This window comes from Halorussus sp. AFM4 (assembly GCF_051194995.1).
Lineage (GTDB): Archaea > Halobacteriota > Halobacteria > Halobacteriales > Haladaptataceae > Halorussus.
Genome location: NZ_JBNTJT010000005.1, coordinates 24,277 through 45,608 on the forward strand (window position 1 = coordinate 24,277; position 21,332 = coordinate 45,608).

At 62.3% G+C, this 21,332-nt stretch carries 23 protein-coding genes; 13 read left to right on the forward strand and 10 right to left on the reverse strand.

What is annotated here, in order from left to right; genetic code table 11:
• Positions 1 to 35: 35 nt before the first annotated feature.
• Positions 36 to 326, reverse strand: a complete 291-nt coding sequence (locus ACQUQF_RS20330) for a hypothetical protein (protein ID WP_435180968.1) — start codon at positions 324 to 326, stop codon at positions 36 to 38.
• Positions 327 to 543: 217 nt separating this feature from the next.
• Here ACQUQF_RS20330 and bluB point away from each other — a divergent pair, with 217 nt between their 5' ends.
• The 9 genes from bluB to ACQUQF_RS20375 all read left to right on the forward strand — a co-directional run bounded on the left by bluB (position 544) and on the right by ACQUQF_RS20375 (position 11,558).
• Positions 544 to 1,209, forward strand: coding sequence for a 5,6-dimethylbenzimidazole synthase (bluB, locus tag ACQUQF_RS20335; RefSeq protein ID WP_435180969.1), 666 nt, complete (start codon positions 544 to 546; stop codon positions 1,207 to 1,209).
• Between the two features lie 197 nt (positions 1,210 to 1,406).
• Entirely contained in the window at positions 1,407 to 1,568 is a 162-nt protein-coding gene (locus ACQUQF_RS20340) for a hypothetical protein (protein WP_435180970.1), read from the forward strand.
• Between the two features lie 364 nt (positions 1,569 to 1,932).
• Positions 1,933 to 3,306 (forward strand): diaminobutyrate--2-oxoglutarate transaminase, encoded by a 1,374-nt coding sequence (locus ACQUQF_RS20345; protein WP_435180971.1) that lies wholly within the window; start codon positions 1,933 to 1,935, stop codon positions 3,304 to 3,306.
• Positions 3,303 to 4,790, forward strand: a complete 1,488-nt coding sequence (locus ACQUQF_RS20350) for a pyridoxal phosphate-dependent decarboxylase family protein (protein WP_435180972.1) — start codon at positions 3,303 to 3,305, stop codon at positions 4,788 to 4,790. The genes ACQUQF_RS20345 and ACQUQF_RS20350 overlap by 4 nt, the downstream gene beginning before the upstream one ends.
• 5 nt (positions 4,791 to 4,795) lie before the next feature.
• Positions 4,796 to 6,610: an IucA/IucC family protein gene (locus ACQUQF_RS20355; protein WP_435181506.1), complete on the forward strand. Its 1,815-nt coding sequence runs from the start codon at positions 4,796 to 4,798 to the stop codon at positions 6,608 to 6,610.
• Positions 6,607 to 7,245 carry a GNAT family N-acetyltransferase gene (locus ACQUQF_RS20360; protein WP_435180973.1) on the forward strand — a complete coding sequence of 213 codons (639 nt, stop codon included), beginning with the start codon at positions 6,607 to 6,609 and terminating at the stop codon, positions 7,243 to 7,245. The genes ACQUQF_RS20355 and ACQUQF_RS20360 overlap by 4 nt, the downstream gene beginning before the upstream one ends.
• A complete protein-coding gene (locus tag ACQUQF_RS20365; RefSeq protein WP_435180974.1) occupies positions 7,238 to 8,602 on the forward strand; it encodes a lysine N(6)-hydroxylase/L-ornithine N(5)-oxygenase family protein in 1,365 nt (454 codons plus the stop codon). The genes ACQUQF_RS20360 and ACQUQF_RS20365 overlap by 8 nt, the downstream gene beginning before the upstream one ends.
• Positions 8,603 to 8,604: 2 nt before the next feature.
• A complete protein-coding gene (locus ACQUQF_RS20370; RefSeq protein WP_435180975.1) occupies positions 8,605 to 10,443 on the forward strand; it encodes an IucA/IucC family protein in 1,839 nt (612 codons plus the stop codon).
• Between the two features lie 65 nt (positions 10,444 to 10,508).
• Entirely contained in the window at positions 10,509 to 11,558 is a 1,050-nt protein-coding gene (locus ACQUQF_RS20375; protein WP_435180976.1) for an MFS transporter, read from the forward strand.
• Between the two features lie 189 nt (positions 11,559 to 11,747).
• Here ACQUQF_RS20375 and ACQUQF_RS20380 read toward each other — a convergent pair whose 3' ends face one another.
• From ACQUQF_RS20380 to ACQUQF_RS20420, 9 genes are all read right to left on the reverse strand, one after another.
• A complete protein-coding gene (locus ACQUQF_RS20380) occupies positions 11,748 to 12,758 on the reverse strand; it encodes a DUF6610 family protein (RefSeq protein ID WP_435180977.1) in 1,011 nt (336 codons plus the stop codon).
• 111 nt (positions 12,759 to 12,869) lie between these two features.
• Positions 12,870 to 13,037 (reverse strand): hypothetical protein, encoded by a 168-nt coding sequence (locus ACQUQF_RS20385; RefSeq protein WP_435180978.1) that lies wholly within the window; start codon positions 13,035 to 13,037, stop codon positions 12,870 to 12,872.
• 163 nt (positions 13,038 to 13,200) lie between these two features.
• Positions 13,201 to 13,479, reverse strand: a complete 279-nt coding sequence (locus tag ACQUQF_RS20390; RefSeq protein WP_435180979.1) for a hypothetical protein — start codon at positions 13,477 to 13,479, stop codon at positions 13,201 to 13,203.
• A 65-nt stretch (positions 13,480 to 13,544) separates the two neighbouring features.
• Entirely contained in the window at positions 13,545 to 14,336 is a 792-nt protein-coding gene (locus ACQUQF_RS20395; RefSeq protein WP_435180980.1) for a hypothetical protein, read from the reverse strand.
• Positions 14,337 to 14,427: 91 nt separating this feature from the next.
• Positions 14,428 to 14,748, reverse strand: coding sequence for a hypothetical protein (locus tag ACQUQF_RS20400; protein ID WP_435180981.1), 321 nt, complete (start codon positions 14,746 to 14,748; stop codon positions 14,428 to 14,430).
• 81 nt (positions 14,749 to 14,829) lie between these two features.
• Entirely contained in the window at positions 14,830 to 15,366 is a 537-nt protein-coding gene (locus tag ACQUQF_RS20405) for a metal-dependent hydrolase (protein ID WP_435180982.1), read from the reverse strand.
• A 78-nt stretch (positions 15,367 to 15,444) separates the two neighbouring features.
• Entirely contained in the window at positions 15,445 to 16,437 is a 993-nt protein-coding gene (locus tag ACQUQF_RS20410; RefSeq protein WP_435180983.1) for an ImmA/IrrE family metallo-endopeptidase, read from the reverse strand.
• Between the two features lie 67 nt (positions 16,438 to 16,504).
• The gene (locus ACQUQF_RS20415) at positions 16,505 to 16,804 is read right to left on the reverse strand and encodes a hypothetical protein (protein ID WP_435180984.1); all 300 of its coding nucleotides are present in this window, start codon (positions 16,802 to 16,804) and stop codon (positions 16,505 to 16,507) included.
• A gap of 275 nt (positions 16,805 to 17,079) precedes the next feature.
• Positions 17,080 to 17,892, reverse strand: a complete 813-nt coding sequence (locus ACQUQF_RS20420) for a winged helix-turn-helix transcriptional regulator (RefSeq protein WP_435180985.1) — start codon at positions 17,890 to 17,892, stop codon at positions 17,080 to 17,082.
• Positions 17,893 to 18,041: 149 nt separating this feature from the next.
• On the opposite strand from ACQUQF_RS20420, the gene cbiT reads away from it, so the two are divergent.
• The 4 genes from cbiT to cbiG are packed head-to-tail and all read left to right on the forward strand — an operon-like array spanning position 18,042 to position 21,331.
• Positions 18,042 to 18,662, forward strand: coding sequence for a precorrin-6Y C5,15-methyltransferase (decarboxylating) subunit CbiT (gene cbiT, locus ACQUQF_RS20425; RefSeq protein WP_435180986.1), 621 nt, complete (start codon positions 18,042 to 18,044; stop codon positions 18,660 to 18,662).
• Positions 18,659 to 19,480: a cobalt-factor II C(20)-methyltransferase gene (locus tag ACQUQF_RS20430; protein WP_435180987.1), complete on the forward strand. Its 822-nt coding sequence runs from the start codon at positions 18,659 to 18,661 to the stop codon at positions 19,478 to 19,480. Before cbiT ends, ACQUQF_RS20430 begins: the two co-directional genes overlap by 4 nt.
• Positions 19,473 to 20,339, forward strand: coding sequence for a cobalt-precorrin-4/precorrin-4 C(11)-methyltransferase (locus tag ACQUQF_RS20435; protein ID WP_435180988.1), 867 nt, complete (start codon positions 19,473 to 19,475; stop codon positions 20,337 to 20,339). The genes ACQUQF_RS20430 and ACQUQF_RS20435 overlap by 8 nt, the downstream gene beginning before the upstream one ends.
• A 2-nt stretch (positions 20,340 to 20,341) precedes the next feature.
• Positions 20,342 to 21,331 carry a cobalt-precorrin 5A hydrolase gene (gene cbiG, locus ACQUQF_RS20440; protein ID WP_435180989.1) on the forward strand — a complete coding sequence of 330 codons (990 nt, stop codon included), beginning with the start codon at positions 20,342 to 20,344 and terminating at the stop codon, positions 21,329 to 21,331.
• Position 21,332 lies beyond the last annotated feature (1 nt).

A 21,332-nucleotide genomic window follows, 5' to 3' on the forward strand; every position in this document is an offset into this window, starting at 1 on the left:
ACGAACCGGGCCGCTGGATACCGGCCGGACGGCCGTTAGAGGTCGAGGATTTCGTCGGCCAGCGCGAGAGTCCGATCGACACACTCCTCGACAGGCGGGTCGTCGGAAACCGTGACTAAGACCTTTAGTTCGAGCACATCCTCGAGCGTGACCCAGGGATGCTCCTCGTACAGCGCTCGAAGCGTTCGATCTGCTACACTACACTCGGTCTCCGTAGTTGACTCGACTGCCGAGAGAACGCGGGTCCTGATGTTCTCCCCGGTCTGCGCGCTTGACCCAGTGGCCGTGCTGATACCGGACGATGACTGAGTACTCAACTTTGACATAAGAGCTCTTCTCGGCGTGCTGGAAGACAACAAATGCGGCCTCGCCGAAACCCTTAAGAAGTAACATGTTTCAGAGACCGTGCTGAATAGAGGGCGTGAATCGGTCACGTCATTACCGCTGAAACTGCTGGCAGGGGATCGCTAAGTACAGAGGATACAACTATCGTGACACCCGATACCAAAAACGATATACAATTTAGTGTTACTTAGAACAAGTATGGTTGAGTTTGAGGCGGACGAACGGGAAGCCGTCTATAAATCCATCTATACACGCCGAGATATTAGACAGTTCCGTGCTGAACCCGTCTCTGAGGAGGTGATAGCGCGGATTCTGGACGCCGCACACCACGCTCCTAGTGTGGGATTCTCTCAGCCGTGGGACTTCGTGGTTGTCAAAGATGACGAAACCAAATCAGAGATCGCATCAATCGCTGAGCGGGCAATCGCCGCTGCACGCGAAGGGTATCAGGAGCCTCGGAAGTCGGATTTCGGCCAATTGAAACTGGAGGGGATTACCGACGCTCCAGTGAATATCTGTATCACTTGTGACCCCACCCGTGATGCACCGCATGTCCTTGGGCGCAACACTATGCAGGAGATGGATGTCTATTCGACGTGTCTAGCTATCCAGAATCTCTGGCTGGCTGCTCGTGCCGAAGGCGTCGGTGTGGGGTGGGTATCTTTTCTCTATCCCCACGAACTCCGTGAAGTGCTGAATATCCCACACCATGTCCAACCTGTCGCTTACCTCTGTGTCGGCTATCCTGAGAACGGATTCCCTGATGAACCGGTGCTTCAGCAACAGGGCTGGCGTGAACGTATCGATGGAGACAAACTTGTTCATTACGGCGAGTGGAATCCGACCAAAACACCAGAGACATAACCAAAATCCCGGACCGACGACTGAACGACCAATAGCGAACACGAGAGATAGCTGCGCCACTCCACTTAGCGGGTGGTTCACTGGTTTCAGCGTGAATCAAACGTGACTTATGTACTGAACTTATCCTCTACATCGGTCAAGAGCGTTCTAACTGGAAACGAGGAGTTCTTAGCAGTCCTGCTGCATAGATGGCGCGAATGCAGCAGGAAGCCCTCGTCCGGAAGCTAGGGACAGATTCGGAGTGCTTTCCTTATTCCGCATGGCGGTGTAAGAAGGTGGTCGCGACCGGACAGTCGAATCTCGTTCCCAAGGAGCGAACGGAGGTCGTCTGCGAGAAGGAGACCGAACTGCCCTTCTAAGCGTTATTCGCCGCCTGTCACGGGATTTTCGCCAAGCAGCCAGCCGGGAAATGGTAGATCATGTCACCCTGCTCGGTGATCTTCGATGCCACCTTGTACGGCTCCTCCCGCCGGTAGCGGTTTCCAATATTCTTTTAGGCTGGCCTAATAAATAGCCAAAGCGTCCACTCTTCTCCCCTTGAGTGGGGTATTTCTGCTCCGACCCACTTCCGTTGGGAGACCGGCGACGAGTTGTTTTAGGTCGACCTAAAATCCGTGGGCTTTATGGTGGTTTAGGTGGACCTAAATTACGCATGCAGCAACCAAGGACGCGAGTACGGGCACTCCATACGACGGTTCTGAGCTGTCGTGGAGGTGGCGTACGATGAGCTATCTCGACCAGGGGAACGGCGCCATCCTCTCCCAGCAGGCCAGTCGGGAGTCGAATGCGCGAACGTATCCGCGACATCTTCCGTTGGCCATCCGCGAGGCGAAGGGAGTCACCGTCACGGACATGGACGGGAACGAATACTACGATTGTCTCGCAGGGGCAGGGACGCTTGCACTGGGGCACAATCACCCGCGCGTGATCGAGGCAATGGAGCAGGCACTCGATACCGGGCGACCGCTCCATACGCTCGATCTCTCCACGCCTGCGAAAGAGCGGTTCATCGACTCGCTATTCGAAAGCCTCCCTGACGAATTCAGTGAGCGAGCGAAAATACAGTTCTGTAGCCCGGCTGGAACCGATGCCGTCGAGGCAGCGCTGAAACTCGTCAAAACTGCGACTGGCAACCGGAGCATCCTGGGATTCCAGGGCGCGTATCACGGAATGACGAGCGGCGCCCTCTCGTTGATGGGTGACACCGATGCCAAAGAGCCCATTTCGGGGCTGATGAACGACGTCCACCATCTTCCATTCCCGTATGACTACCGGTGTCCGTTCGGCGTCGGTGGCGAGGACGGTCAGCGAATCGGGAGCAACTACGTGGAGAACCTCCTCGACGACGAAGAAGGCGGTATTACCGATCCAGCTGGGATGATTCTCGAACCCGTGCAGGGAGAAGGTGGTGCGATTCCTGCGCCGGACCGCTGGCTCCAGGAGATGCGTCGCATCACGCGCGAGCGCGACATTCCTTTGATACTGGATGAGATTCAGGCGGCGCTCGGTCGGACGGGGGAGACCTATGCGTTCGAGCACGCGGGAATCACACCTGACGTCCTCACGCTCTCGAAGGCGATTGGCGGTGGCCTCCCACTCGCCGTCGTGGTGTACGACAAGGAGCTCGACGTCTGGGAGCCTGGCGCTCACGCAGGGACCTTCCGTGGCAACCAGCTCGCGATGGCGGCCGGCGAAGCGACCATCGACTACGTGCTCGAACACGACCTCGACGACCACGCTGCCGACGTCGGTGGACGCCTCCGCGACCACCTCGAAACCATGGCCGACCGTTTCAGCGCAGTCGGGGACGTCCGCGGCCGTGGTCTGATGCTGGGTGTCGAGTTCGTCGACCCCGATGTCGACTGGCAAGGTGCAGGTCCCCACGCCCCGGACAGTAACTTTGCAGAGGCGGTGCAGGCCGAGTGCTTCGACCGGGGGCTCATCATCGAACTCGGCGGCCGCGAAAGCGCGACTGCCCGGTTCCTCCCACCACTGATCGTATCGAAGACACAGGTCGACGATATCGCCACCATCTTCGAGGAAGCGGTCGCGGCCGTGGCGAACGCCGAGGAAGACCCGGTGGAGGTGGCTCCATGAGCGCAGACAAACTGTTCCTCGGTTCTGAGACGGGGAACGCCGCCTACCGCGAGGCCATGCAACGGGCAACCGAAGCCGTCATCGGACACTTCGCAGACACCGATGAGCCGTATTCGGGGAAATCACCCGACGCACTGGCCGAGCAATTCGAGGAGCCCATTATCCCTGAAACAGGGACAGACCTCGACACTGCCATCGACGAGGTGGCAACGAAGGTGCTTCCCCACTCGGTTGGGACCTCGAACGCGCGGTGTGCGGCACATCTCCAGTGTCCGCCGATGATTCCGGGACTCGCGGCCGAAGCGATGCTCACCGCGACGAACCAGTCGCTCGATTCCTTCGACCAGGCACCCGCCGCGACCGTCCTCGAACAGGAGGTCATCAGCGCACTCTGCGAACTGTTCGACCTTCCGGACGCCGCAGATGGCGTCTTCACGAGCGGTGGAACGCAGTCGAACTTCCAGGCCCTCCTGCTCGCCCGCGACAAATACTGCAGTCAGCAGTTCGGCCGCGACGTGCAAGCGAGTGGGCTTCCGCTCGAGGCCGAGTCACTTCGCATCCTCTGTTCCGAGGAAGCCCATTTTACGGGTGAACAGGCAGCACATCACCTCGGACTCGGCGAAGATGCCGTCGTCACGGCCCCTACCGACGAGAAACGCCGGATGGACCCGGACGCACTCGACGCGGTGCTGGCCGGGGTCGAAACCAACGGCGCGGAGCCCTTCGCACTCGTCGGAACCGCGGGAACCACCGATTTCGGCAGCATCGACCCCCTCGATGCACTTGCCGACCGGGCTGCCGAACACGACCTCTGGTTCCACGTCGACGCCGCATACGGCGGTGCACTCGCACTTTCCGACGACTACGATAGCCTGCTAGCCGGCATCGCGCGGGCTGACTCCATCGCCGTGGATTTCCACAAACTGTTCTACCAGCCCATCAGTTGCGGCGCCTTCCTGCTCCGCGAGGGTGCGGACTTCGAATGGATGGCGCGCAACTCGGCCTATCTCAACCCGGAGGCACACGACGAGGCGGGGGTTCCGAACCTCGTCGCGAAATCCGTGCAGACGACACGCCGATTCGATGCGCTGAAACCCTACGTCGCCTTCCGTGCGCTCGGCCGTGAAGGAGTCGCAGAGCTCGTCGAGAGCACCCTCGCACTGGCTGATGGTGCGGCATCGCTCATCGGAGACGCCGACGACTTCGAGTTGGTACACGAGCCGACGCTGAACGCGGTCGTCTTCCGCTATCGGCCACGCACCGATATGAGCGACCGCGCGGTGAGTCGGTTGAACGCCGCGATTCGGGAGCAGTTGCTTCAGGATGGTCGCGCCATCGTCGCCAGAACGGAGGTTTCGGGTGTGACGAGTCTGAAGTTCACGCTGTTGAACCCGACTGCCACGCTTGATGACGTCGCCACGATACTGGACGTCGTCCGTGACTGTGGGATGGCAACCACCCAGGAACAGGAGGTGGTCGCATGAACGAGATGAGCCTCGATTTCGACCACCGTTCGAGTCGGGACGTCGACCCTGCCAGCCGTGCCGACGACGCCACCGTGCATGCGTTCCTCAACTGCTATCTCCGTGAAACCGGAGACTACGAGGTCCGCGATGAGCCTGTGGCGGGGGTCGAACCTGGAACGGACGGACTGCTCTACAAGCAACTCCCCGCCCAGGGCATCGACCTGCTCGCACCCCTCGAATACCGCTCGCCTACCGAGCGACATCTCTTCGACACGCCGGTGCGATATCGGCTCCCCGATGGCGCGGTCAACCCGATCGACGCCGCGACACTCGCCTCGCTCGTCATCAAAGACCTCTCACGAGCACGTGATGGCGAGTCCGTTCCGGACGAACTACTGGAGCGCGTGCTCCGGAGCAAGCGGAACGTCGAATCGTTCGTCGCGAATCGGGTGGGCGACGAGGAACGGCTCTACGCCGAGCAACTGTCGTTCCGCGACGCCGAGCAAGCCCTCGTCTTCGGTCACCACCGACACCCCACGCCCAAGAGCCGACAGGGCATCGCCCCTCGGAACCGGGACACGTACGCCCCGGAACTTCAGGGGTCATTCTCGCTTCACTACTTCCGTGCCGACCCCGACTTGGTCGTTGCGGGTTCAGCAGACGACCAACAGGCCGCGACGTGGGTGAAAGACGCCCTGCGCGACGACCCCGAGGTCCCGGACTCCTTCATCGCCGACCACGTCGACAGCGAGGACGTGCTCCTGCCCGTCCACCCGTGGCAGGCGGCGTATCTCCTCGACCAGCCACACATCCAGCGACACCTCGGCGACGGCCTCGAACACCTCGGCGCTACCGGACGGGAATTCTATCCGACTACCTCCGTCCGGACGCTCTACAGCCCCGACGTGCCGTTCATGGTGAAGTCGTCGCTCAACGTGAAAATCACGAACTCCGTCCGGACGAACAAGCGTCCAGAATTGGAGCGCGGTGTGGCCGTCGCGGAACTGCTCGACACCGCGTTCGGCGACGAACTCGCCGAGGCGTTCCCAAGTTTCGACATCGTCCGTGACCCCGCCTTCCTCGCCCTCGATATCGGCGAGGAGCAGGAATCGGGAGTGGAGACGGTCCTTCGGAGCAATCCGTTCCGTGGTGAGTTGGCCGAGCGCTCCACGCCGCTGGTCTCGCTCTGTCAGGACGCAATCGCGGGCCAGTCACGCCTCGGTCGAATCGTCACCGCCATCGCCGAACGCGAGGGGCGCGAAACTCAGCGGGTTAGTGAGGACTGGTTCCGTCGCTATCTCGAAACCGCGATCCGGCCGGTGTTGTGGCTCTATCTCGTCCAGGGCGTTGGCGTGGAAGCCCACCAGCAGAACTCGGTACTCACGCTCGACGAGGACGGCTATCCGAGCGAGTTCCGCTACCGCGACAACCAGGGCTTCTACTTCCCCGAGTCGCAGTACCCCGATGTCGATGACTACCTGCCCGGCGTCGGCGCCCGGGCCGAGACCGTCTGTGCAGACGCCATCGCCGACGAGCGACTGCGCTACTACGTCATCCTGAACAACGCACTCGACGTCATCAACGCGTTCGGGAGCGCAGGTTTGGTCCCGGAGCGCCGCCTGCTGGCGCTCCTCCGGGAGGAACTCGAACGCGCTCGCGAGCGTTACGACCGCCCCTCGTCGGACTTTCTCACGCCGCTGCTAGAATCGCCCACCGTCCCCTGCAAGGCCAATCTGCTGACGCGCTTCCGGGGACTGGACGAACTGGAGAACGACCTCGAGAACCAGTCCGTCTACACGGACGTAAAGAACCCGTTCGTGACCGAACTCGACACATGACAGGACCTGACGCCACCATCGCAACGGACTACGACTACCAGACCTACAACAGGAGTATCGAGCAGACGATCTCGCTCCGACAAGCGTCTCTCGAACGTGACCTCGGCCGGCTCCACGCCTGGCTCGGGAGCGACCACGTGAAACCCTACTGGCAGCTCGACTTGCCCCTGCCGGCGTTCCGCGACCGGTTGGCTGAAAAGCTCGCCGATGACCACCTGACGCCCTACATCGGGTGTCTGGACCACGTGCCGATGAGCTACTGGGGGTGCTACTGGGCGGCCGAGGACGACGTGGCGAACCACTACGACGCCGACCCGGCCGACCAGGGCGTCCACCTGCTCATCGGTCCGGAGGAATATCTGGGCCACGGCTACGCGCTCCCGCTGATGCGAGCGGTGGTCGCGATGCAGTTCCGTCATCCCGAGACGGAGCGGGTAATCGCGGAACCGGACGCCCGCAACGAGCGCGTCATCTACGTCTTCGAACAGTGTGGGTTCGAACCCCGCCAGGAGTTCTACTTCGAGGAGGCCGAGAAGGACGCGCTGCTGATGGTCTGTGAACGCGAGCGGTTCGAGATTGACGTGCTCGCCAACGCCACTGCAGCGCCGACTCAGGGGGTGAGTGCCGATGACTGAACAGAACGTCCACGACATCGTCGGCGTCGGCCTCGGTCCGTTCAACCTCGGCCTCGCAGCCATGCTCGATGGTGTCGAGGAAGACGTCGACGCTGCCTTTCTCGAACGCGATTCCGAGTTCCACTGGCACGAGGGAATGCTCCTCAACGGAACGACGCTTGAAGTCCCGTTCCTCGCGGACCTGGTCACGCTCGCGGACCCGACGAACCCCAACAGCTATCTCAACTACCTGCGGGAGATGGGCCGCATCTACGAGTTTTACTTCTACGAGACGTTCCAAGTCCCCCGCCGCGAGTACAACGACTACCTGCAATGGGTCGCCGAGAACCTCGATACCTCTCGGTTCAGTCGAGAGGTCACTGGCGTTCGCTGGGACGACGACTGCGAACACTATGTCGTCGCCGCTCGGAACCCCGAGACCGGTGAACGCTTCGAGTACCGCGGCGAGAACCTCGCGCTGGGTATCGGTTCCAGACCACAGATCCCAGAGCAACTCCAGGGCCATCCCGAGGAAGACGTCTTCCACACCGCCCGGTACCGCTACAACCGCGAGCGCGTGCTGACGGCCGATTCAGTCACCGTCGTCGGGTCCGGTCAGAGCGCTGCGGAGGTGTTCCAGGACCTGCTTCAGCGCCAGAAAGCCAACGACTATCGGCTCGATTGGCTGACGCGCTCGGACGGTTTCTTCCCGATGGAGTACTCGAAGCTGGGACTCCAGCATTTCACTCCCGAATACGAGCAGTACGTCTACGACCTTCCTCAGGAAGTCAAAGACGACCTCATTCCGAATCAGGACCTACTCTACAAGGGCGTCGACCCGGACACGAGCGCGGAGATCTACGACCTGCTATATCGCCGTTCCATCGGCGATCACGACCCCGACGTGGGACTCTTCGCGATGACCGACGTGCAGGACATCGAGTCCGTGGGCGATGCCTACGCACTCGACTGTCACCAGTGGCAGACAGAGGAGTCGTTCGCCCACGAAAGCGAGGTCGTCATCCTCGGGACCGGCTATGAACGGCCCATCCCTGGCTTCCTCGAACCGCTCGAAGACGCGATCAACTGGGACGACAAGGGCCGGTTCGAAGTGACCGAGGACCACCGTCTCGATATCGCGGTCGAGGGCGACGTCTTCCTCCAGAACGCCGAACTCCACACCCACGGCGTCGGCGTGCCCGACCTCGGTCTCGGCTGCTATCGCAACACGAAATTCGTCAATCGACTCGTCGGCCGCGAGGCCTACCCCGAGGACACCGACACGGTCTATCAGGACTTCTCGCTCGACCAGTTCGTCGAACACGCGCCCGGCGCCTTCCGCGAACGCGGGAGTGAACCACTGCCGCAGAACGACTAACCATGAATCCGAACGACACCACCCTGCAGGACGCACTGGACGCTGAGATCTGGGAGACCGTCGAACGCCGTCTCCTGACGAAGATGCTCGAAGAGTTCGCCTACGAGGAGATTATCAGACCCCGGAAGGTCGAAGCAGGCGACGACCGCGCGAGTTACCGCTTCGAACTCGGAGACACGAGCTATCGCTTCGAGGCGACCGAGCGGCTGATGGACAGCCTGCACGTCCACGGCACCACCGTCGAACGCAACGCGGATGGAACGTGGACGTCCATCGGCGACCCTCTTCAACTATTGCGCGACCTCGGTGAGACGGCCGACCTTGACGGACTCACTGAAGGGAACCTCGTTCGCGAGTACAAGCGAACGCTACTCGCTGATGCTCATATCGAGGCGCGCAGGCGGGACCGCGATGAATTCGACCCCCTGGACCTCGATTACGCCCATCTCGAAGGCGAGATGGAAGGCCATCCCTGGATCACCTACAACAAGGGCCGGCTCGGCTGGGGCTATGACGACTACAAGCAGTACGCGCCCGAGCGCAAAGAGTCGGTGACGCTCTCGTGGGTCGCCGTTCGCAAGGAGAACTCGACGTTCGTCGGGACCGAGCAGGTCGACCACGATTCGCTCGTGCAGCGCGAACTGGGCGAGTATTATGACGAGTTCATTGACCGGCTCGCATCCAAGAATCTCGAACCGGACGCCTACTACTTCATGCCGGTCCACGACTGGCAGTGGGAGAACAGCATCGTCCCGCTGTTCCCCGACCACATCGCCGCGGACGATATCGTCCCACTCGGCGAGGGCCCCGATGAATACCTGCCACAGCAGTCGGTTCGCACCTTCGTCAACGTCGATAACGAAGAGAAACACCACGTGAAAGTCCCGATGCGGATTCTCAACACGCTGGTCTGGCGGGGGCTCCCCAGCGAGCGGACCGAACTCGCCCCGACCGTCACCGAGTACATCAAAGGCATCTACGAACAGGACGAATTCCTCCAAGAACAGGGACTCATCCTCCCAGGGGAGATCGCTGGTGTCAACTACGACCACGCCGATTTCACCGACATCGACCGGTCGCCCTACCAGTATCACGAACTGCTGGGGGCAATCTGGCGTGAGTCCATCTACACCTTCCTCGAGGAGGGTGAGGAAGCCATCACGCTCTCGTCGTTGATGCACGTCGACAGCGATGGCGAACCCTACATCTCTCAGCTCGTCGAGCAGTCGGGCCTCACACTCGATGAGTGGCTCGCGGAATTCTTCGACACGATACTGCCGCCCCTCCTCCACTTCCTCTACCAGTACGGGACGGTTTTCTCCCCGCACGGGCAGAACACGATTCTCGCCGTCGAAGATGGCGCTCCGTCCCGCCTGGCGGTCAAGGACTTCGTCGACGACGTGAACGTGAGTGATCAGCCACTCTCCGAGCTGGAAGCACTCTCCGATGAGATGCACGACGTGCTCCGAAACGAGCCACCGGAGGGGCTTTGCCAGTTCATCTTCTGTGGACTATTCGTCTGTGTCCTTCGATATGTCGCGGACCTCCTCGAAGAACACGAGGACTACCCTGAAGAGCAATTCTGGACACACGCACGTGATACGATTCTCGACTATCAGGCGGCGTTCCCCGAACTGGAGTCGCGGTTCGAACTGTTCGACCTGCTCCAGCCGGAGTTCACGAAGCTCAGTCTCAACCGAAACCGCATCTTCGACTACGGCTACGACGACACGCCTGGTCGTCCCCACGCTTCCGAACACAGCACGGTGACGAATCCGCTTCACCTGGTCGCTGACGACGCACCGGATGCTGCTGAACAACCGAGTCCCGCTGACGACTAAGGGATGATCGGCGCGGTCACACGGTGGCTCCAGAACGCATTCGTCACCGACGAGGAGCCGCCGTTATGGACGCGCTCGTCCCTCCTCGTTTGCGGGGCGCAGTTGCTCGCGTACAGCAGCTATACAGTGGTTCACCCGATTTTCGCCGTCTACCTGGAGACGTTAACGCACAGCGAGTCGCTCATTGGCGCTGCCTTGGCGTGTTCACGTTCACAGCCGTTGTCGCGCGACCAGTCGCTGGGTGGCTACTCGATCGGGTTGGTCGCCGGGGTGTCCAAGCCATCGCTGCCATCGCACTCGCAGGTACGACTCTCTCGTTCGCGTGGGCGACCGTCATCTGGATCGCAATCGGGCTTCGGGTACTCCACGGGCTCGCCTGGGGCGCCAGCAGTACCGCGACACCGATGATTGCTGCCGACGTGGTACCAGACGCCCGTCAGTCCGAGGGGTTCGCGTATTTCGGTATTGTCCCGAACATCGCGCTGATGGTGCTTCCACCGGCCGGACTCTGGATAGCGCACCAGTACGGATTTCCGATGCAATTTGCGTTCGCAGCACTGCTTGCGCTTCTCGTGTTGGGCCCGCTGGTCGCGCTTGAGGAAACAACACCGCCCGCGACCGGCACCGGTGAGTTCTATGCGTCGGAAGCGTTGCCTGCCGCATTACTGGTCGCACTCGCGAGTGGTCCTGTCCGCACCATCAACGCACTCATCCCGCTCTATGCCCCCACCGTCGGCCTCGGAAACTCGAGGGTTCTTTTTCACGGTGATGGGCGGGGCGATTATCCTAGCGCGCGCAGTCCGGGGCCAACTTCCAGAGTCGGTACCGGCCGTACTCTCGGCGTCGTTCATCTGTCAAGCCGCTGGGCTGGTACTTCTCGCGCTCGCGCCTCGCCTCCTTGTCGTCTCTGGGCACCCTCTCGGGTCGCTCGCAGGTGCCGGGCTGTTCGGGGCCGGATTTGCACTCGTGTTCCCACTACTACAGAGGCTCGCCGTTTGTTGCCACACGGGACACCCAGAATGGAAGCGCGACCGCAACCGTCCTCATCGGGATGGACATCGGGATTGGTGTGGGGGCGATCGGGTTCGGTGTCCTTAGAAATCATGTCGGATTAGAGCTAATGTATGCGACCGCAGTAGTCGTTTCACTTCTCGGAATGCTGGTGATCGCTCTGGTTCGGCCAGGTGATTCAGTGGGCTAGTTATTCGACCACCGAGCAACTGATAACGACAGGCCCTGGAGTTGTCGATTGCTGCATACACACTCGGTATCCATCACGCGGTTTCTGTCAGCTTAGATAGTACTCAACAGAACCACAGAGGCCGATTAGACGGGGTCAGCCCCTCCCGGTACTCGATGAACTTCCGCTGTATCTCACTACTGTATGCCCCGGTCTTCTCGCACTCGTATTCGACGACGATGGTGTCCTCAAGCGTCTCCTGTTGCGTGATGTGGCTGCCATTGTCTGCGAAAATCAACTCGTCGGGTTCCATGACGGCTGGGTCATACTCGTCGACGAGATTCTCTTCCGGCCAGACCCCTCGTTCCTGCCAGAACTTCTTGATTTCCTGAAGCCCCTTCTGGACGGTCTCCCGGATAGAGAATCGGTCGGCTGATTCCCAGCCGTCTCGAGTCCAGTATTCTCCCTTGTACGCGATCTTCTGGATTCCGTTCCAGTCTGCGCCGACGATATCAGCAGGCGGGTCACCCGAGATCGTGGGTTGGGTCAGCTGCTGAATTACCTTCCATTGTTTTGGCGGACTCGCACCGAGCAGGTGAACTCGCCGACCTCGCCACTCGGCAACGTCACTAAAATCAGTCGCGTGGATGTCGGAATACCCCATCGCGTAGCCGAGCACGATATCCTGGTCAAGAGCCTCGATAGCTTCCCGGCATTTTGGAACGACGATGATCTCGGTGTCGAACTCGTCTTTCAGTTCCCGAGCAAGTTCGTTGTACTCGATTGCTTCTTCTTTCGTGTATGCGTCGCCGAGTACGCCGATTTCAGGTTCGTACGTCCTGAACGACTGGATGTACCTCTCGACGTCGGCGTCCCGATAGTCGTTGTCGAGCATCAGGACCGGCAAATTGACGTTCTGGAGGTTGTCCGTTTGGAGTTCGTAGTCTTCCCGAACTCCTGTGACAAAACCGAGTTCGTAAGCGTCCGTCGCGAACGGATGGCGATGCAGGAATCCAATGTACTTCGCTTCTCGAGCTTCCTCGATGGTTGCCGGGGGAGTATACTCGATGCTGGCCGGCTCTGGCGGTCGCGTCGACCCGATTCGGCCGACGTTGAGTGTACTCTCTATCGACATTGACGACAAAGGGAAAGCGGGTCTCGCTGCTCGTTGGTATCTGAAATAGGAAGGTCGTTAGCGGGATGCTCTAACGTCGGGAGGGTTTCTCCTCTGGGAGACCAACCGCGGTCACAGTCGGAGTCCCTCGTTGGGATTGCGTTCGATAGGGTAGAGGACTTCGGACTCGAAAACCTCGCCGGACTCTTGGGCCGCTCGGTGTTCGTCAGTTATCGAATCGTGCTCTTCATCGCCGGGAACGGGCTGACCGTTCGGAGGATGCTGGTTGTCGGCAGACATGAGAACTCCCTCACTGCGAGGGGGAGTGAAAAACACAGCTGGCCGCATTCACTCTCCCTGTCAACAAATCGGTCACTGTCAAGGCGGTGTCGGACCAGACACCGCCTCACACCCTCCTGAGACGGGGATAGCCACTAATTCAATCACCCCGTGGCCGTATCCGTTAGGCGTACTTGTCCTTCTTCGACTTCTCGACTGCTCGAACTCCCCCACCACCGGCCTGGTTGTTCTTCGGAATCGCTCGCTTGACTGCCTTCCGGACAACCTCGACGTCGACGCTGGACGAGTGCGATTGGCCGCACTTTTGGAGGCGCCATTCACCGTCCTCGTGGAAGTAGTACTGAGTCGGCGCTGGTGCAGGTGGCTGAATACGGAGCGCTTTGTCTTGGTCGAAGACTGAGTGATTTGCCTCATCGAGCGAGGAAATGTGTTCGGATGGCATGCTTGGGTTCGGGCTTCTTGGAGTTCGTACGCGGCTATCCTGTGGTTCGTGTTCTGTCGAGTGATCTATTCGCGAGACTGGCTTGGGTCGGGCCCGTACCGATTCCCTCCACACTGCTTGCATCCCCATATTGGCTGGCCGGAATGTTCCTCCACTGGGACCTCTTCGTAGGAATCGAACGAGTGCTCGGTTTCCTCGTCACAGGACCGACACGGAAGCAGTGCTCGGTTGGGTCCACGGAAGGTCGTCCGGCCAACCGGCTTTGAGTCTTCACCCGGCTCCAGCGCGAGTGCAGGCACCAGCCAGATCGGCGTGTCACTCGCCGCGGTGACCTCGTTCAACTGGTCTCGGTCCGAAATTGGGTCACCAAACTCGCTATAGAGGCGATTATTCCCGTCAGTACTGTCCGACTCGTTCCAACCGGTCGACTCCTCGAGGACGCTCAGCCAGCGCTGGCCTGCATCAGAATCGAGGCGTTCGATCGGTGTGAGGGCTCCCCACTTCTGCTCGAGCATTTCGGCGGCGTTGTCATCGAACTCGGACACCATCTCGAAGGTTTCGTGAGCGGGGAACGTCCCGGTCGGACGGTCGTCGCGGTGACTGAACGCTGCTGCAGCCTTCGCAACCCCTGCGAGCTCCACTACAGCGGGGACTGCCGCGAACATCAGGTGCGAGAGATCCCAACTCTGCGACGGTTCGTCGTCGCGATACAACTCGGCGTCGTGCCGATGGGGTGCAGCAGGGTCGTCCTCGAAGCTATCTGGTGCATCCCGCTCGTAACCGCTGGTAGATGATATAGCAGGAGGGTCTCTGCTATCCTCAGGGAGAGTATTCGAGTGGTCAGAAGGATCGGGCATCGGTCTCAGTATGCAAGTTAGTAGTGTGAGTGCTAAAAGCTAACTCGTAGGAAAGATGCGAGTTCGCAGTTGAATGCTCTGGAAGCCGGGATTAGTCGCTTGCTTGCCGCTGGTCGAATTGGAACTGGTCCTGTGCGTCTTCACCGTCGAGCGTCCGCTGGTCTTCAGCTGTATCGGCGAACAGATTGGCCTGTTCACCTGACTCACCGCCCTTCTGGATGTTCGGGCGGTCGTCGACGCCGAACTCGCTGGCTTCGGGCCGGTCGATCCGGGTCGGTCGCTCGCGATGATCGACGTCGACTCCCCACTGGTCGAGGGTGGTTCCGACGTTCTCTTCTTTTACCTCGAGACTTCCATCGGTCGTGAATTGCGTCTGCTGTTCGATCGATACGGATTCTGATTTTGCTGACATAAGTAGTCACTTACTGGCTTGGACGGTCGCAACCCGCCCCTCGCTCGGAGCGGGGCAGACAAACACCGGAAAAGACCGCAGTTAGGGAGAAACCGCCGCAACGAACATGCCCACCTGGGCAAGTCCGCCGGCCGCGATGAGCACCGCGTTGAGTGACGAGTCCGACTTCACGAGGCCGAATCGGAGCTTCTTGTAGTTCATCGGCCAGAACGGTCGGACTGCCATCTTGCCGTTCCCAACGGTGATCGCGTCGGCGAGGAGGTGGCTGAGCAGACTCAGCAGAGCACCCGCGAATACAACTAGACTAACTGGCACCGCCTGACTCGTCGCTCGGACGGAGTCGATTCCGAGAGAACTGCCGAGTGTCGCCCCCTGGAGGAAGACCAGATAGGCTCCGGCGCCGGCGATGATGCTGACGGCGAGACAGAACCAGATGGTGTGGGTGAATCCGCGGTGGTCAAGGAACGGCGTTTTCTGGTCGATATCAGGGAGACTCGCCACTCCGCTTGCGACGACCAACAGGAGTGCGCCCCAGGGAAGGCCCGCGTAGGTGATGAGCCAGTAGCTCAGGGGTGCGGTCAGAAGCAAGGCAGCGCCAGTATGACCGTCTTTGTGCATGATACGTGAGAATTTCAGCCGGTTGTCTTGGTTCCTTCGGAAGGGTACAACCCAGGAATTATCTGACGGCGGAGTACGCTACTCGGCCCGGTTGCCCGCGGTCTCGATTGCTTCGATGATGGTCTGGATGGTCGAACTGATCCGCTGGAGGCGCTCTCGAAGAATGTCTTCCTCGTCGTCCGCCCATGACGCGAGATAGAACCCCGAGTTCTCGGGGTCGAGCCCGAAGTGGCGTGCGACTGCGTAGGCGACGCTCTCGGCCTCAACCTCGCGCTTGCGCTTCTCTCCACGGTCGTCGACGCCGAAGTGGAGCTTCGCGTGAGCGTACTCGTGAGCGAGCGTCCGGACGAGATCGGCCTTGTTCTCTCGGTCGACCACTTCGATGATGGGGTAGAGGTCGTATATCGACCGGCCCTTACAGACACCCTTCTTGCCCTCGTACGCCCAGTCGTCTTCCGGGACGACCGTGACATCGAGTTCCAGCAGTTCGCCGGCGTTGAGGAAGGCGTCGACGAGCTCGGTACCGTCGCCGTGAGTCTCTGCGGAGATATCCGGCTCGGGGAGGGGCTCGCCCTCGGTCTGGCTGATGTCGAAGACCGTGGTCGGCTTGAACCCGACCAGACCGCGCTCCCAGGAATCGGGGTCTGTGTCCTCGTAGTCGCAGTCGATGCTGTTGTGGTAGCTAGGAGCGGTCCCGCAGTCGGGACATTTCTTCGTGATGATGGGCGCCCAGATCCAGATGCCGGATTCACCCTTTTGGACGTAGCGGTCGAAGTCGTTCTTCCAGGTGTGGTAGCCGGCGACCTGGGTCGCATCGGGTTTCTGGAGTTTGATGAGCACCGTGTTCCGGTAGGAGTAGTCGTGGAACTTGCTTTGAACGGTAAGCCACTCTTGGAACTCTTCGTTCGATCGTGCTTCCTCGGTGGCGTCGATGAGGTCCTGTATCCAGTCCTCGATGGTGTCGTGCATCTCGTCCTTCCGAGAATCTGTCTCGGTGAACGAGGCACGCGACAGAGTCTGGTTGGCGTCCTGTTCGTCGTGGTCGGGGGTGGGAGTCGCCTGTGTAGACACGGAAATCACCAGGGGCAGCTTGTAGGAATCCCCTCACCTCTTGAGGGGAAGAGAAAACATACCGGGGTTACTCGTCGGCGGCCTCACGAGCAGTCCAGCCCTTGTGGAAGACGGCGAGTTGGAGGTCTGATTTGAAACTCTTCCCCGAGGGCTCGTGATAGAGGACTTGTTCTTCCTCGACGGGAATCGCGATATCGCACTCGAGGAGTTCGAGAACGATCTGGCGTGCTTGGCTTTCGTCAATGGCGTCGAACGTTTCGGTGGACTGCCGGTTGTTGCAGTCTTGGTCGTGAGTGATCTGCCGGCGCTCGAACCGTTTGTAGTCTGTGCTGGTGTCGTCATGCAGGTTGGGTGGTTGATGAGTCATGACTGACTAGGGCGAGACGAGAATGGAGTAGCGCCCCGCTATAGCGGGGCGTTTACAAATTACGGTTTGTGCATTTGATAGATTATATGACTACGATTAAATAAAAGGATACCGCGATTTCCAGTGTTCTCATCACACACCACGTTTCCAGTGAAATGGGGAGATAGAAAAGGCAACCTCCAGTTGTAGAGATAGATTGCGTTCACTGGAATTCTGGTGTTACCTCCACCCGTACTATTCCAGAGAGCGTCCCGTCTAGCCGCCGGCCGACCGGACTACTCCGCGGCGTCGACGACCTCGTAGCTGATGTTCTGCTCGCGGAGCCGGTCGGTGTGCGTCGACAGATCGTCCGTCGCGGCGAGCAGCAGCACGTCGAGCCCCTTCGTGGCGGCCTCCCGGACCGCGAGCGGCGTGCCGAACCGGACGTCGGGCTCGCGGTCGGTCGACTCGGCGACCGCCAGCGCCTCGGTGCCGGCGGTCGCGAGCAGGTCGTGGGCCTCGGCGTGTTCGGCGACCGTCGACCGGTCGACCGCCGCGCTGCCCCCGTCCTGCACTCGCGGCACCGAGATCGCGGTGACCTTCCCCACCTCGTAGTCGAGGACGCCCTCGAAGTCGGTGACGCCGACGTCGCGTCCCTGCTCGGCGTCCGTGACCGCAACCGCAGTTGCGTTCCCGGCCTCGCCCGGCGTCGCCCGGAGGACTCCGTCCCGCATCGAGAGCGACACCGTCTGCCCCTCGGAGATGGCGGTCGTGGCGAGCGCGGTCTCGATCTCGACCTGGTCGATGACGTCCTCGGAGACGTGCCGGACGAAGTCCCGGAGCTCGTCGGTCTGGGAGATGAGCCAGTCGACGCCCTCCTTGGTGACCTCGTAGCGCCCGCGGCCGTGCTTCCGGACGTACCCCTGTTCGATCAGGTCCCGGAGGTAGTCGCTGACGGCCTGGGACGTGATGCCGATGTCGTCGGCGACCTCCTGCTGGCTCACCGCCGGCTGGCGCTCGGCGATCTGGACCAGGATCTGATATCGGGTGGCGTTCCGTTTACTCCGTAGAACGCCCGAGTCGTCGGCTGCATCCCGTTGTATCGTCATTATCGACCGTTGAGTCCCGGTAACTCAAGTATCTTTGCCCTAGTAACGGTGAAGTTTCCCTCGACGGCGGAACTGGCCTCTCGTAGAAAAGCTCACTTGGAATAAAACAACCAAAATTGTTTTAGGCGCCACGCGAGTTGTGTTCGGTGATGGCCAGAACAGCACTGCCCCACGACGCGAAGGCGGGCCCGACCAAGCCCGAGGTCCGGGCGATCGTCCAGGCCAAGCTCGACCTGGCGCCGACCGACCACTTCGCCGAGGTCGGCGCCTGCACCGGCGCGGTCACCATCGAGGCCGCGCGCCGCGCCGGCCGGGTGACCGCGCTCGAACGCAAGCCCGAACGACTGGAGACGACCAGGAAGAACCTAGCGGCGAACGACGTCTCCGCGGACGTCACCCTCCGGGAGGCCGAAGCCCCGGACGGACTGCCGGCGGACGCCGACGCGCTGTTCGTCGGCGGGAGCCGGAACTACGAGTCGGTGCTCGACCACGCGGTCGAGACCGGCGTCGACCGCGTCGTGATGAACGTCTCGCGGCTCGAGGTCGCCGGCGCGGCGACCGAGGCGTTCCGCGAACGGGACCTCCTCGACGAGGTCGTCCAGTTCCAGGTGAGCCGCGGCTACCGGCTCGCGGGGGCGACCAGCTTCGACTCGGACAACCCGGTGTACATGCTGGTCGGCGGCGCGGGCGAGGTCGCCGCGGACGGCGGCCGACCGACCGATCCGGAGCCGCGGGCTACGGACCGGACCGCCGACGGGGGCCGACGATGAGCCTCTACGGCGTCGGGCTCGGTCCCGGCGATGCCGGCCTCGTCACCGTCAGGGGCCGGCAGGTCCTCGACGATGCCGACGTCGTCTACTCGCCGGGGCGGCTCTCCCGGTCGGTTGCGACCGAGCACGTCCCCGAGGAGCGCATCGGCGACGTCGACTTCCCCATGACCCGCGACGAGGACGAGCTCCGGCGGGCCTGGAAGGCGGCCGCCGACGAGATCGCGTCGCGGGCCCGCGAGGAGACCGCGGCGTTCGTCACGCTGGGCGACCCCAACGTCTACTCGACGTTCGGTCACCTCCGGCGCACGATGGCGGCGTTCCACCCGGACGTCGACGTCGAGATCGTGCCGGGCGTGAGCGCGGTCACCGCGTTCGCGACCGCCCTCGGCGTCGAGATCGCGTCGGGGACGAGCCTCGCGCTCCGCGAGGCCGCCCGGGGGTCGGCCCCGACGGGTCCCGACCGGATGGTCCTGTTCAAGGTCACCGACGCGCCGGCGACCCACGAGCGGCTCGTCGACGCCGGCTACGACGTCGTCTACGGCCGCCGGCTGTTCATGGAGCAGGGCGAGACGGTCGTGACCGAGGACCCGGACGCGGTCGCCGACCGGGACTACTACACGCTGGCCTACGCCGAGAAGCGCGGCGTCGAGCACGAACCGGCCACCGCGGCGTTCGAGACGGACGACTCCGGGTCCGGCGACGCCGGATCGGGCGACGATGCGACGACAGACGGCGGACCCGGCGACCCGACGACCCTGGAACGCGCCGAAGCCGAGGCGCAGGGCGACGAACCGCCGGAGGTGACGTCGGATGACTGACCCGCAGGAGGCCATCGACGCGGAGTCGGCAGCCCGGGCCGGGCAGCGGGATCCGAGAATCGCCGAGCGCACAGCGGGTGAAGTTCAGGACGGAATCCCGTTCATCGGCGCCGGTCCGGGCGACCCCGGGCTGCTGACGGTCACGGGCCGCGAACTGGTCGAAGCGGCGGACCTCGTCGTCCACGCGGGGTCGCTGGTGAACAGCGAACTCCTCGCGGAGTACTGCGCGGACGCCGAGCAGGTGTCGAGCGTCGGGAAGGACCTCGAAGAGCTGATTCCGCTGATGCGGGACGCCTACGAGGACGGGCGCGACGTCGTCCGCCTCCACAGCGGCGACCCCGCGGTGTACGGGGCGGCGCTCGAACAGATGGACGCGCTGGAACACGAGGGCGTGCCGACCTACCTCGTGCCGGGCGTGACGTCGGCGTTCGCCGCGAGCGCGACGCTCCGGACCCAGCTCACGCTGAACGGCGTGGCGAACCACGTCGCGTTCACCCGGCCGCAGGGCAAGACGCTGGACCCCGACGAGGACCACATCGGCGAGTTCGTCGAGATGGGCGACGTGACGACCTGCATCTACCTCGGAACCCACGCGGTCGGCGAGACGATGGACCGGCTGCTCGCGGCCGGTCACGACCCGGACACGCCGGTCGCGGTCGTCTACCACGCGTCCTGGCCCGACGAGGACGTCATCGAGGGGACCGTCGAGACTATCGGCGAGAAGGTCGAGGCGGCCGGCTATCGGGCCTCCGCGCTGGTCGTCATCGGCGAGGCGGCGCGGGGGACCGGCTACGAGCGCTCGTACCTCTACGGCGACTGGGCGAACGGCGGGTCGAACGAGAGCGAGGCGGACGATTAGCTATGAGTACGGACACAGACACGGAGACGGGAACGCAGACGGACGACTCGGGCGGCCACTGCTCCACGCCGGATTCGGACGGCGAGGTGGCCGAGGAGATCGCCATCATCAGCTTCGAGCGCAAGCTCGACACGGCCCGCGAGATCGTTGAGGGCATCGGCGACGGGTACGACCGGATCGACGTTCTGGAGTACCACGGCGACGTGTTCGCCGAGCACTGGGGCGAGTACGACTGCTTCGTCGGCCTGATGGCCTCGGGCATCGCGATGCGCAAGACCGCACCCCTGCTCGACGACAAGTGGGACGACCCCGCCATCGTCGTCGTCGACGAGGAGCTGACGTGGGCCATCCCCATCACGGGCGGCCACCACGGCGCCAACCAGGTCGCGGGCGACCTCTCGGAGCTGGGCGCGGTGCCGGCGATGACCACGGCCAGCGAGGTCGCCGGCGAGCAGGGCGTCGAGAGCAGGGCGAAGGCGCTGGACGCCCACGTCGTCAACGGCGACTCGACGGTCGCGACCAATCTCGCGGTGCTGAACGACGAGCTCGGCCCGGTCGCACGCCTCGACGGCCCGCGGGCCGTGCTGGTCGGCGACGACGTGACCGTCCTCAAGCGCAACGGCGACGACGGCGTCGTGCTCGGGACGGGCACCGTCTCTGGCGTCGACGCCGACCAGGTGCTCGACGCCTGGAAGGAAGCACTCGACGACCTGGACCTCGATTTCGCGGACGTCGACTTCGTCGCCACCGGGACGAGAAAGGAGGGCGAGGAGGGGCTCTACGAGGCCGCCGAGCGGGCCGACCTCGGGGTCGTCCTGTTCGAGAAGGAGACGCTGGAGGGGTTCGAGGGCCCCTCGACGTCGCGCTCGAAGGAGCTCATCGGCTGGCCGGGCATCGCCGAGGCGTCGGCCATCGCGGGCGGCCGCGACCACGACCTCGCCCGGGAGAAAGAGCGCTACGACGACGCCGTAACCGTCGCAGTGGGGCGATAGA